Source organism: Thiomicrorhabdus marina, from assembly GCF_017571465.1.
In the GTDB taxonomy this organism is placed as follows: Bacteria; Pseudomonadota; Gammaproteobacteria; order Thiomicrospirales; family Thiomicrospiraceae; genus Thiomicrorhabdus; species Thiomicrorhabdus marina.
Map to the genome: position 1 here is coordinate 236,180 of NZ_JAGETV010000002.1, position 13,587 is coordinate 249,766.

The window sequence follows — 13,587 nt, forward strand, 5'->3', positions numbered from 1 at the left end:
TAACCAGCTAATGAAACCGTTTGGCAAAAAAGAAAACATAGCCAAGCTTAAAAGGATTACAAAACATGGCGCATGCTGAACAAAGCCACGATATTGCCGGCAATATTGCTAGAAAGTACATCAATTCACCAATCACACCGCTATTTCTAATTGCGAGCTTTTTAATCGGTGTTTTCGGTGTCATCTTCACTCCACGTCAAGAAGACCCGCAAATATCTGTGCCGATGGCAGACATCATGATTCAGTACCCGGGTGCTTCAGCTAAACAAGTAGAGGCACTTGTTTCTGAACCTTTAGAACGCTTACTGAAAGAAATTGATGGTGTTAAGCATGTGTATTCAGCGTCAATGCGCGGCCAAAGTCTAATTACAGTGCAATATGTCGTCGGCGAGAACACCGAAAAAGCACTGGTGAACTTGTACAACAAAATGTCCGCAAACGCCGATATTGTTCCACCCGGCGTACATCGTCCAATAATCAAACCAAAAGGTGCCGATGACGTACCAATGGTGACCTTTACCCTGTCATCAAATTCTTTAGATTCTAGCCAATTACGCTTACTTGGTTTAGACGCTCTGCAATCTCTTGGGGAAATCGACGGAGCCTCTCAAGGTTATGTTATCGGTGGTGAAGCTCACGAGATCAAAATTCAAGTACTCCCTGAAAAGCTCGCTGGTTACAACATTTCTCTAACACAAATCGGTCAAGCGATTAATGCGGCAAACAGCGAGATTGAGACCGGTTCTTTGGAAGCGAATCAACAGGTTTATACCGTCTATACCGGTGATTTCTTGCGTGGCGTCGAAGACATCGAAAACTTACTTGTGGGCATTCAAGACGGTGCTCCGGTCTATGTTCGAGACATCGCTAAAGTTACCGCTACCAGTTCAGACGTCAGCCGCCAAGTGAATTTCTACACCGGGCAAGGATATGATGGTGATAAACCCTCTGTTGACGGCCGTAGCGCGATTACTATCGCACTAGCGAAAAAACCGGGAACCAATGGAGTCAGTGTTGCCAATGATGCCATTGAACGCATGGAATCTTTAAAAGGCGTCATCATTCCACCAGATGTCGATGTCAGCATCAGCAGAAACTACGGCCAGTCCGCCAACGACAAAGTTAACAACCTTATTTTCAAACTATTCATTGCTACCGGTGCAGTGACAATCCTTGTGTGGATATTCTTAGGCTGGCGTGCAGGTACAGTCGTATCAATCGTTATCCCCTCGGTTATTCTATCGACCGTGTTTATGGCATGGATTCTAGGGTTCACCATTGACCGAGTCTCACTATTCGCATTAATTTTCTCAATCGGGATTCTGGTGGATGACGCCGTCGTCGTTCTGGAAAACATTTACCGACGCTGGTTAATGTCGAACTCCTCCGACACAAACACATCCGTAGATGCGGTTGCCGAGGTAGGAAACCCGACCATTATCGCAACTCTAGCGGTTATCGCAGCGCTTATGCCGATGGCTTTTGTCAGCGGCATGATGGGACCTTATATGGCTCCGATTCCGGCACTGGGTTCAGTCGCAATGTTTATCTCGCTATTTGCCGCCTTTGCTTTCACTCCTTGGTTAGCGATGCGCATCAAACCGAGTATGGCTTACCTACACAAGGCCGAAGAAAAAGAGCATGCGCAAAGTGAGAAGTTCGAACGCTTCTTTCGAGGGATTCTGACAAGCTTATTAATTGGTAAAGCCAAAGGCTGGGGATTCTTAGTAGGGATTGTTGCGGCATTCGGTATTTCGATTTTTCTAATCTACGAAACGCTGGTACCGGTAAAACTCCTGCCTTTTGATAACAAACCCGATATGAGTGTCGTTATCAACTTTCCAGAAGGGACGGCTATGCCCGTTACCGCTAACTTAACACATCAATTGGTTAAAGCGCTGCAGGAAGTGCCCGAAGTAAAAACCATGGAAAGCTATGTTGGTACCGCGGCACCCTATGATTTCAACGGTTTAGTGCGCCACTATTACCTTCGTCAAAATCCTTGGGAATCCGATATTCAAATCCACTTGGTTGGTTTAGATAAGCGTAACCGCTCAAGTCATGAAATAGCCGAAGCAATTCGTAACCAATTACGTCCTATTGTAGGCGAAACCCCTGCAACAATTCAGATTGTTGAAATGCCGCCTGGTCCTCCGGTACTGCAAGCGGTTGTAGGAGAAATCTATGGCCCTGACGAAGCCTCTCGTCAAGCGACCGCTCAAGCACTAACCGATGTATTTGGCGAAGCCAGCAATCTAAGTGATGTCGATAATTTCCTAAGCAGTCCATATGATTCATGGCGCTTTGTTATCGATAAACAAAAAGCGTTGGAAAGCGGCATCAGTGTTGCCAACATCAACAAAACGCTAGAAATGGCAATGGGCGGCTACAAACTAGGGGACGTTAAGCAAGGCTTTGTTCGCGAACCAACTTACATCACGCTAGAAGTACCTCTGGAAGTTCGTATTGATTTTGCACGCCTTGGCAGTATCCCGATTGTTTCACAAAACGGAACCAAGGTACCACTCTCCGAGCTGGGTAACTTCGTCCTAGAAAAAGAGCAAGGCGTGATTTACCACAAAGACCTGCGCCCGGTCGAGTATGTCACGGCCAATGGTATCGGCCGTCTTGGGGCGCCAATCTACGGGATGCTAGAAGCACAAAATATCATCGATAACAGCGAATCGTTAAACGGACTAAGCGGTAACTTCATTAGTCGCCCAGAGGGCGTTTCAGAAACCGGCTTTATGTGGGCCGGAGAGTGGACAGTGACCTACGAAACTTTCCGTGACATGGGCTTAGCTTTCGGTGTGGCGCTACTGATTATCTACATGCTAGTGGTTTGGGAATTCAAAAATTTCTTAATCCCGCTAATCGTTATGGCGCCGATTCCGCTAACGTTGATCGGGATTATCCCGGGGCACTGGATTATGGGCGCAGAGTTTACCGCGACCTCAATGATCGGCTTTATCGCACTAGCAGGGATTATCGTTCGCAATTCGATATTACTGGTTGACTTCACTCGCCAAGAGATTACTCATGGACTATCAGTTACCGAAGCGGTAATTCAGGCTTGTAAAGCTCGGACACGCCCAATCATTATCACAGCAGCGGCACTGGTTCTAGGATCAAGCGTAATCTTGTTTGACCCAATTTTCCAAGGCATGGCTATTTCACTTATGTTTGGGGTAGTCGTTGCAACCATGCTAACTCTAGTGGTGATTCCTCTAGGCTGTGTCAGCGCCCGTTCAGCTTTTGAAGACGACATCAATTCAGAAAACGATCCAACAATCAATACTGCCGCATCAGCTAAGCCAGATAGCAACCCAGAGCAATTCGCTGAGCAATCTGACAAGCTTGACTGCGCAAAAGAAGATTCTGACTGCAATGAAAACTTGGTACAGAGCAGTGATCCGCATCCTGAGGTTATCGCGCAATCCGCAACCCGCGAGCAACGACTTAAGGACTCTGCGCAAGCCGGATCAGCAGTTGATGACGGTAACAACAAAACAACAAGCCAAACAGAGAAAACCAACGACTATTTATCAGAATCAGCAAGTTTGCAACACGGTTCTACCCGCAAATCTTTACAAGCCAAACAAGCTGCAAAAACTCACCTAAAGGAAGAAAGCGATGAAATCTAATCTACTCAAACTCACTATTGGCAGCATGATTTTCGGCGGCTTAATTTCGGGGAACGCTCAGGCTCAAAACTACTGGCCTCAACCAGAGAGTGCCTATATGCCATCAATGCAATCTCCGCAATGGATTGAGTCAACCGTATCGACACCAACGGCTCAATATAGCCAACTGCAGACCCCGGTGGCGATGACAACCCAAGCGATGCAATACCAAGCACCTGCTAGACAGTATCAGCAAACGAATACTCTAGGGAACTATCCATTCCCTCAAACCAATACACAACCCATTCAGCAAACGGTACAAAATACGCCTGCTCCAGCGGCAAATAGAGTTCAGCCGCCGCAACCAATGGCACAGCCTTATCACTACATGCCGCCGGCGGGCTATCCACAATACAACCCATATGGATATCAACCGCAATATTATCCACAACCCTACCCGCCGCAATATGGCACTGCATACGCGCCTTACGGTCAAGCACCTTACAACGCCTATCCGGCTAATAACGGTTGGAGTAACGGCTGGCCAAACGGCAACGTCATTCCATTTGGGAACTTCGGCAATATGGATATGGGTCACTGGAAAATGCCAAGCATGAACAACGGACCGTGGAATAGCGGCCCTTGGGGCAATAATGGCTACGGCCCAAATAACAACACGCCATGGAATAACTGGATGCCGAATATGAATGATATGTCGATGCCAAACTTCGACATGCCAAGTCCTTCTTTTTCTATGCCAACCATGGGCATGCCAGGCATGCCGTTTATGGGTTGGTAACAAATAACTCTGACGTTTTTCTTAACGGGAACACATCAGTTTTTTTAACAACCTAAAAGCTTGGTGCTCGGCTTTTGGGTCGAACAATCAAAAGAGCACTTTTAAGGAGAATGAAACAATGAAACTAAAAACAATCGCACTGGCTACAGCTGTATCTACCTTCGCATTTGGAACTGCTCAAGCTAACTGGAGTGGTCCTTGGGGAGCTCAACAGGGGCAAGGACAAGGCCAGCTACAAAATCAGGGACAAGGGCAAGGCCAAGCTCAGGGGCAAGGTACTCAACAAGGCCAAGGTCAAACTGACGCAAAGGGCCAAGGGCAGGGACAAGGTAAAGCCAAAGGTTCATTCAACTTTGGCTTCAGCGCTGAGTCAGATATGCAGGGTCAAGCGGATGGCCAAGGAAATGGTAACCAAAATTGGAATGGCAACCAAAACTACAACGGTTACGGAAACGGTTGGAACAATGCTTATAATCACGCATATGGTTATCCTACTTGGGGTATGCCATACGGTGGTATGCCTTACTACTACCCGCCACAGCCAATGCCTATGCAACCGATGCAAATGCAACCAATGCCAAATATGGCACCCCAAAACGCACCTGCGCCAGCTCCAGCGCCTGCTGCACAACCTAAAGTGGCTCCGAAATAATCATTTATTGATTTAATCAACAACTTAGGGAAAAGCAGAAATGCATTTTCTGCTCCCTTAGTTAAAGCTAAGAAGCGAATAAACCATCTGGTTTTTCGCTTCTTTTCAATTAACTGCAAACTCAATTAACCGATCTGTTTTGCATAGCCGATTAACACAGTCGTTTATGCAAAGCATTCAACATACGGCAAAAATCTAGGAGAACTGAAAATGCCATTTATTCGCGGATTACTGAACAATGGTTTCTGGCTAATACTTTTGGCTATCTTAGCTGGTCTGTACGTCTATTACAGTGGTAGCAACAACTCAACGCCAAATATAAACCCAGCAAGTACACCGCAAAACGAGCTTAATAACGGCACTTCAAATACCAATGCAGAGCAGCTCCCTCAAGAAACCAATACCGCCAAGCTTGAAAAACCGGTCACAACAGACCGAGTACCGACAGAAGCGATGGGAAACGTGACAGACATTACGCAAGCGAATCCTAATCATTCAGAAACGGCGGTTATGACTGAGGAACACCTTCTCTCCCAGACACAATCAACAACAAAGCTCAACAACCCCATTTTTCCCAACAATGCAGAAATGGAGCATATTCTGGAATCAGAATCACCTCCACCGGCGCATTCCAAGCCAATCCCCGTTGAAACACAAACGGCTAAAGTTCTGTCACCACAACAAAATTTGGCACAGCAAACCGAGAAGCTGTTAGAGCAGGCTCGAGATGCGGTGAATCATGGCAATATTCAGCAGGCGCAAACACTTTACATGCAGCTCTTACAAATTAAACCTAACGCAAACTTATTAGGAGAGATTGCCAACCAACTCTATCGATTAGGCTACCAAGAATTAGCCGAATTTGCTTGGGTCGAGGCATTTAACTTTCTTCTCTATGAACAACGTCAAGAAGAAGCACAGCAGCTAAGTGGACAACTTATGGAGATAGCTCCTCGCTCTTACAAGATGATCATTCAGCAATATCCAAGCTACAGGATCCAAAACACGCCGGACGAAACAGATGTCCAGAAAGATACGCACGATCAAGCCACGCCCTTCGCGCCCTATGGCTACCCTCAGATATACGCCTATCCTGCGCCACCTTTTAGCTATGGCGCGCCCTACCTACAAAGATATGGATATGGCTATCCCCAACCTCAGCAATAACTGAGCAACTTAGAACTCCACAATCAATAACAAATAAAATTATTTACTAAAGGTTAAACATGAGTAAAACCCCAGAAGAACTTGCCGAAATCCAAGCTAGACATGCAGAAAACTTAGACAGACTTGCCTGCACAATGACCACGGGAATCCAACGTTGGGAGAAAGTAATTTACCCAATGATGATAGCCTTTATTGTTTTAGCGGTTTATGGCTTCTATCTAATTTATAACGTTACTCGAGACATGAACCATATCACCCATAATATGAATGCGATGACTTCGGCAGTAGTCGATATCACCGAAACCCTAGACCAAAAGATGAATCAGATGGATCATCAAATGGGCGCAATCAATATCCACATGGATAAAATGAACCAAAATATTAGCTCGGTACCCAATTTAGACAAAAACATCGCTCAGATGAATCTTGCAATCAATTCTCTGAATCAACAAGTTGTGACCATGACGGATAACATGGTGCAAATGAACCAAAGCATTGCGCAAATGAATCAATCGGTTTATAACCTTAACTATGCCGCTAACCGCATGAGCAGCCACGTAGGGGAACTCAATCACAATTTTTCCGGCCCAATGAGTACCGTTAATTCGATGATGCCGTGGTCATTTATGCCCGGCCAAGGCAGTAGACAATTTTATGCCCAGCCCCCAATGATGATGCCGGCCAATAATATACAGCCCGATACCTCAGAATAGGAACGCAATTCAATGACACCTAAAGAGCGCTACCAAAAGTTAGAACAACTGCTTAATCGTGAAAATCCGGTTTTACTTGATATTATCCAGAGCTATAAAGATCTCGATAAAGTCGGGCATCGTACCGGTTTATTGACCAAGCAGCATTCTTATGCCGAGCATATTTCGTGGTGGCCGCTGATTTCGGTACTAGGAACCTTCTCTGCCGGGAAATCGAGTTTTATCAATCACTACGTTGGTAAAACCATGCAAACCACAGGTAATCAAGCAATTGATGACAAATTCACCGTAATTTGCCACGGTAATGAAGATGAGGTGACCACTCTGCCGGGCTTGGCACTGGATTCAGACCCTCGCTTTCCCTTTTATGGCATGAGCCAACAAATCGATAAAGTCGAACTCGGAGAAGGCAGTCGTATCGACAGTTACCTGCAACTCAAAACGACACAAGCAGCAAACCTACGTGGCAAAATTCTTATTGACTCCCCCGGCTTTGACGCCGACTCACAACGCGATGCAACCCTACGCCTAACCAATCACATTATCGATCTCTCTGATCTGGTTCTGGTATTTTTCGATGCCCGTCATCCTGAACCGGGCGCCATGCGAGATACCTTACAACACCTAGTAGCCTCTACTCGTAAACGTCATGATTCCGATAAAGTGCTGTATATCCTTAACCAGATAGATACCGCTGCCAAAGAAGACAATCTTGAAGAGATTATCGGATCATGGCAGCGCGCGCTTTCATCACAAGGCTTAATCGGCGGCAATTTCTACGCAATTTACAATGAATCCGCCGCAGCGGAATTTTCCGACCAAGCCGTATGCGAACGCTTTAAACGCAAACGCGATACCGACATTGCCAAAATTTTCAATCGTATGGACAAGGTCAGTATCGAGCGCAGTTATCGAATTGCACGGGCACTGGAAAATATCGCCAATGAAATCTCACAACAACAGATTCCAAAACTCAGCAAAGAGCTGGAAAAATGGCGTAAACGTGTCTTAATCGTCGATGGCATCGTCTTTACTGGCTTAGCCTTAATAATTGGCTTTATCCTTTCCAATTTCGGCGCTTTCGATACACCAATCAGTGAATGGTCTATTACCGTAGCGATGCAGGAATCCGCACTGGTCGGCAGTAGTGTTGCTCTGGCGAGCTTTGCAGCCATTTTTAGCCTTCATCATGTCATTCGTCACAAACTGACGTTATGGCAACAAAAAACTTTGCGCAAACAGGGATTGTCGAATATTGCTAACGCCCTTTCCTATAGCACTCGTTACTGGCGCGGCATGTTCTATAACGAACCGCGAGGCTGGGGACGACGTTCTCGCAAACTACTGGCAAAAATCAGTTCCGCTTCTAAATCGGCAATCCAAAAATTAAATGATCAATTTACCAATCCATCCGGCAGCGAACAACCGGATAATCAAAAACCTGTAACGGTACAAACAAAACCGAGTGTTGAAATAAACGAGTCAGGGGAAAATAGAGAAAAAATTTAAGGCTATTTTCAGGCAAAAAAAAACCGGCGTATAACGCCGGCAAACAACCTAATTTAAGGAGTCATATGAGGAAGTCTAATTACTTATTAACATAGCTTTTAAAATACCAGAAAAAATTTTCCTTCATAAATTCATATAGTTACACAAACTCAACTCATTATTTTCTATATTACCCGTCAATAATAGCGACAAGCCAATACATTGTGGTGCAAACTACGCACCAAAGCCGATCACGATTCTTGATTAAAAACGTCAACTTGTTCGGAAGCCTTCTGCAAATACTGCGAAAGTTCACCTTCTAATTGACGAAATAGCGCGACTAACGCCTCTCCTTTTGGAGTAAGAACACTACCGCCGCCGGATTTACCTCCTTGCGCCTTAACCACCAAAGGTTGGTTATAAATTTCGTTTAATTCGTCAACCAACTTCCAAGCCTTTTTATAAGACATCCCCATCTCTTTGGCGGCACGATTCATCGAACCGTGTTTAGCAATGTTTTCCAAAAGCTCTACTCGCCCCACACCAACGAAACTGCGATGCTTGCCTTTGATCCAAAAACGAGCATGTAACCACTCCGAATAGGCTCCACCAGGAACTTTTTCTAAAGGATTACTTTCTTCTTTTTCTGGAGCCATTTATACCGCCTCGCTTAAAATTGTTGAGAAATTTGCCGCTAATGTTATCAATAATTGCCGAAAAGATTGACAATCTTTTGTTGACTGAGGAGGATATAACAAGCTTTATTCTTTATAAAAAGAATAAAGTTAATTTACATAACAACAATAAAGGGTTTTACCCTATTTTCTAAGTTTAAGGAAAGCGCTATGAATGTTGGCACATTAGATCGCATTATTCGCATTGTTTTGGGTGTCGCTTTAATCGCACTGGCATATTTCGGTATTATCGGTGCATGGGGTTATATTGGTGTAGTACCACTCCTAACCGGACTTATCAAATGGTGTCCGCTGTATACACTTCTTGGTGTACAAACCTGCCCAGTTCACGCACATATCAACTACGATAAGTAAGCGTAACGATTGCCGCCAGCCTCTCTTGGTTGGCGGCGGCCTCCGATATAAATTACTTCATGTCTAAAACTTGTCATCTCAGCTTAGTTTGCGGCACCCTTGGTGCAGGCAAAACAACGCTACTCACACGCCTTTTTACACAAAAGCCAGACTCCGAAAACTGGGCGGTAATTGTCAATGAATTCGGAGCCTTGGGCATTGATGGAGCAATTCTACAAAAACATACGTCCATTGAAGTAAAAGAGATTCCCGGTGGCTGTGTCTGTTGCAGTGCTCTACCAGAGCTTCAAAACACCTTACAAGAGTTACTCGACAGCAAGCGCTATCAACGCATCTTTATCGAACCGACCGGTTTAAGCGAAGTCGATACATTGGTTGATCTGATTCGCCGGTTCACGCTACAAACCGATACGAGCAATATTCAGTTAGACAATGTAATCTGCCTTATGGCCGCTGACGAAATCAAAGCCGATACTTGGCAACAAAATCTTAGTTGGCAGAACTTAGCGAATATGGCCGATATACTAATTTTTAATAAAATTGACCTTTGCTCGTCTCAACAACGTAAACAACTGCAACAGCTGGCTGAAAAAATCTATCCGCCTAAACGGCAACTGCTGTTTACCGAACAAGCACGAGTACCACTCGATATGATGAATAACCAATATACACCCAACACACAGTGGTTATTGATCACACAACAACCTTTCAAAGCTTCACCAATGTTAAGACGGTCTCATGAGCTTAATACCAACAACATTGACATCCAAATGCCACAACATCCGCTACTGTTGGACTGCCAAATGCAAAGCGCCAACAAAACAATTAGTATCGGCTGGCGTTTTGATCAAAATGCCGTGTTTGATTGGCAGATGCTACAAACCGTATTTGAACAGTTTAGCGACGACACTGCAGACAAAAACCTACTTCGCATGAAAGGCGTTTTCCGTGTCGGTCGACCTTGGATGCTATTTCAATGGCGCAACCAACAACTTAGCCGAAAAATTATCGCTTACCGGAATGACTCAAGAATTGAAGTGCTGGTTGATGAATGCACAGAAAACGCAGCAAGACAGTTAGCAATACAATTATATAAGAACTTACTAAACTGCCTGAAACCTGCATGAATAAAGCGGTTCAAAAATTGCAAGTTATTGCATCAAAAAAAGGTAAGTATAAACACTAAATTTTTTTTAAAGTAAATAAAAAAAATTTTCTTTTTTTCTGCGAGCTATTCACAAAGTTATCCACAATTTTATACCCATCAAAAAGACCGATAAATTCGGGGCTTAGCCATTCTGTCCACAGAAAAGTTGCACAGTAATTGTGAATTATCCCCAACAATTGACCTCTTGCGACTTTACCCATTTTCTACTATATTCTGTGCAACAGCATTATTAGGTAACTATATCTAGTGCAAACCGTTTGGTCACAACACCAGCAGATACCGTGCAAAGCTGATAATTCACTCTGCAAATACACGCTAAGCCTATGAAATGCAAAATAAATCCGCAAACAGCATAAATTTTATGGCATAAAATTTATACACAGGTTAAAAGATCCGTCCATGAGTCAGCCAAATATTCTTGTTACCAAACGCAACGGCACCACCGAGCCGATTGATCTGGAAAAAATCCACCGTGTCATTAAGTGGGCTTCAGAAGACCTTGAAAACGTCTCGGTTTCCGAAGTTGAACTTCGTTCTCATATTCAGTTTTATGAAGGCATTAAAACCGCCGATATTCATGAAACCATTATTAAATCTGCTGCGGATTTGATTTCCGAATCTACCCCAGATTATCAACATCTAGCTGCCCGCTTAGCAATTTTCCACTTGCGCAAAAAGGCGTTTGGTCAATTTGAACCGCCGCATCTGCAAACGCACGTGCAGGCAATGACCGAAAAAGGTGTTTATGACAAACAGATTATTGAAGATTACAGCACCGAAGAACTGAGTGAGCTGAACGACTATATTGATCATAGTCGCGACATGAATTTTAGCTACGCTGCAGTGAAACAGCTGGAAGGCAAGTACTTGGTACAAAACCGTGTCACCAAGCAGATTTACGAAAGCCCGCAGTTTATCTACATGCTGATCCCGATGTGCCTATTCGGTCACTATCCTGCTGAACAGCGTATGCAGTACGTTAAAGATTTTTACGACGCAGCTTCTTTATTTAAGCTGTCTCTGCCGACGCCGATTATGTCCGGTGTCCGAACGCCGACCCGCCAATTCAGTTCCTGTGTACTGATTGAATGCGGCGACTCGTTAGACTCAATTAACGCAACGTCATCGTCAATTGTTAAATATGTCTCGCAACGTGCCGGTATCGGTGTCAACGTTGGGCGCATCCGCGCTCTAGGGTCGGAAATCCGTGGCGGTGAAGCTTACCATACCGGAATGATTCCGTTTATTAAGCACTTCCAAACAGCAGTTAAGTCTTGTTCACAAGGTGGTGTACGCGGCGGTGCAGCAACACTGTTCTACCCTATTTGGCACTTAGAAGTTGAATCCTTAATCGTATTGAAAAACAACCGTGGGGTTGAAGAAAACCGTGCGCGTCACTTGGATTACGGTGTACAGATCAACAAATTGATGTATACCCGCATGCTGCAAGGCGGCATGATTACTTTGTTTAGTCCTTCAGATGTGCCTGGCCTATACGAAGCCTTCTTTGACGACCAAGAAGAGTTCGAACGCCTATATGAAATTTACGAAGCCGATCCAAACATTCGTAAAAAACAGATCAAGGCGATTGAACTATTCACTCAGGTTGCACAAGAACGCGCACAGACTGGTCGAATCTACATTCAGAACGTCGACCACTGTAATACCCACAGCCCGTTCGATGCCAAAGTTGCGCCGGTTCACCAATCCAACCTATGTTTGGAGATCGCTCTGCCGACCAAGCCACTTAATTCAGTGGAAGACCCGGATGGCGAAATCGCGCTTTGTACGCTTTCCGCTTTCAATCTAGGCGCTCTAGAAAACCTAGACGAACTAGAAAGACTGTCTGACTTAATTGTACGTGCTCTAGATAGCCTTCTGGATTATCAGGACTATCCAGTACCCGCAGCACAACGTGCCAGTATGGGGCGTCGTACCCTCGGTGTTGGCGTGACCAACCTAGCCTACTATTTGGCAAAAAATCACACCAAATATTCGGACGGCTCTGCAAACGGCTTGGTACATCGCACATTTGAAGCGATTCAATACTACTTGCTGAAAGCATCCAATAAATTGGCCGCCGAGCAAGGCGCTTGTGATTACTTTAACGAAACCACTTACTCGCAAGGTGTACTGCCAATCGATACTTACAAAAAAGATTTGGACAGTGTTTGTGACGAACCACTTCACCTAGACTGGGAAGCGCTACGTGCCGAGATTAAAGAACACGGTCTTCGTAACTCAACCCTAACCGCGTTAATGCCATGTGAAACGTCTTCGCAGATTACCAACTCGACCAACGGTATCGAGCCGCCGCGTGGCTACGTTTCAGTTAAGGCATCGAAAGACGGCATTTTGAAACAAGTCGTACCAGGCTTTAAAGAGTATCGCGAGAACTACGAACTGCTATGGACGATTCCAAATAACCAAGGCTATATCCAACTGGTAGGGATTATGCAGAAGTTCGTTGACCAAGCGATTTCAGCCAACACCAACTACGATCCGGCTAAGTTTGACGAAGATAAGGTGCCAATCAAACTAATCCTGCAAGACCTGCTATACGCTTATAAGATGGGCTTAAAAACGCTTTACTATCACAACACTCGTGATGGTGCCGAAGACGCTCATGAAGACGACGGCTGTGCCGGCGGAGCTTGCAAGCTTTAAAAGCCGCCCCTCCTGTTTGTCCCGTCCTGAAATAGGTTGACACTTTTTTCAGGTTAAAAACGCTCGATGGACTTCATCGGGCGTTTTGTATTTTAGCGCCAAGTGCGGGCGTTTCGTGTTGTAAATCTCAACCGACTCTTTCACCATCTGCCGAGCTTGCTGAATATCTTTGGGTTTTGTGAGCAAAAACTCATTCTTTAAAATCCCATTCACCCGTTCAGCCAAGGCATTTTGATAACAGTCATAACCGTCGGTCATGGA

At 44.9% G+C, this 13,587-nt stretch carries 11 protein-coding genes; 9 read left to right on the forward strand and 2 right to left on the reverse strand.

Annotated elements, in window-relative coordinates:
* Window positions 1–65: 65 nt before the first annotated feature.
* From J3998_RS02320 to J3998_RS02345, 6 genes are all read left to right on the forward strand, one after another.
* Window positions 66–3,644: an efflux RND transporter permease subunit gene (locus J3998_RS02320; protein WP_208147266.1), complete on the forward strand. Its 3,579-nt coding sequence runs from the start codon at window positions 66–68 to the stop codon at window positions 3,642–3,644.
* Entirely contained in the window at window positions 3,634–4,422 is a 789-nt protein-coding gene (locus J3998_RS02325) for a hypothetical protein (protein ID WP_208147268.1), read from the forward strand. Before J3998_RS02320 ends, J3998_RS02325 begins: the two co-directional genes overlap by 11 nt.
* A 118-nt stretch (window positions 4,423–4,540) precedes the next feature.
* Window positions 4,541–5,074, forward strand: coding sequence for a hypothetical protein (locus J3998_RS02330; protein ID WP_208147270.1), 534 nt, complete (start codon window positions 4,541–4,543; stop codon window positions 5,072–5,074).
* Window positions 5,075–5,284: 210 nt separating this feature from the next.
* On the forward strand, window positions 5,285–6,241 hold the full coding sequence (locus tag J3998_RS02335; protein WP_208147272.1) for a hypothetical protein: 957 nt from the start codon (window positions 5,285–5,287) through the stop codon (window positions 6,239–6,241).
* A gap of 59 nt (window positions 6,242–6,300) precedes the next feature.
* Complete coding sequence (locus J3998_RS02340; protein ID WP_208147274.1) at window positions 6,301–6,954, forward strand: methyl-accepting chemotaxis protein; 654 nt, start codon at window positions 6,301–6,303, stop codon at window positions 6,952–6,954.
* 12 nt (window positions 6,955–6,966) lie between these two features.
* A complete protein-coding gene (locus J3998_RS02345) occupies window positions 6,967–8,463 on the forward strand; it encodes a dynamin family protein (RefSeq protein ID WP_208147276.1) in 1,497 nt (498 codons plus the stop codon).
* Window positions 8,464–8,693: 230 nt separating this feature from the next.
* Here J3998_RS02345 and J3998_RS02350 read toward each other — a convergent pair whose 3' ends face one another.
* Entirely contained in the window at window positions 8,694–9,098 is a 405-nt protein-coding gene (locus J3998_RS02350) for a winged helix-turn-helix domain-containing protein (protein WP_208147278.1), read from the reverse strand.
* Window positions 9,099–9,287: 189 nt separating this feature from the next.
* Between J3998_RS02350 and J3998_RS02355 the strand changes: the two genes are divergently transcribed.
* From J3998_RS02355 to nrdA, 3 genes are all read left to right on the forward strand, one after another.
* Window positions 9,288–9,491, forward strand: coding sequence for a YgaP family membrane protein (locus tag J3998_RS02355; RefSeq protein WP_208147280.1), 204 nt, complete (start codon window positions 9,288–9,290; stop codon window positions 9,489–9,491).
* 59 nt (window positions 9,492–9,550) lie between these two features.
* A complete protein-coding gene (locus J3998_RS02360; protein WP_208147282.1) occupies window positions 9,551–10,618 on the forward strand; it encodes a CobW family GTP-binding protein in 1,068 nt (355 codons plus the stop codon).
* A gap of 440 nt (window positions 10,619–11,058) precedes the next feature.
* Entirely contained in the window at window positions 11,059–13,326 is a 2,268-nt protein-coding gene (gene nrdA / locus J3998_RS02365) for a class 1a ribonucleoside-diphosphate reductase subunit alpha (protein ID WP_208147283.1), read from the forward strand.
* A 48-nt stretch (window positions 13,327–13,374) separates the two neighbouring features.
* Here the strand turns inward: nrdA and J3998_RS02370 are convergent.
* A partial coding sequence (locus tag J3998_RS02370; RefSeq protein WP_208147285.1) for an integrase core domain-containing protein occupies window positions 13,375–13,587 on the reverse strand: 213 nt, incomplete at its 5' end.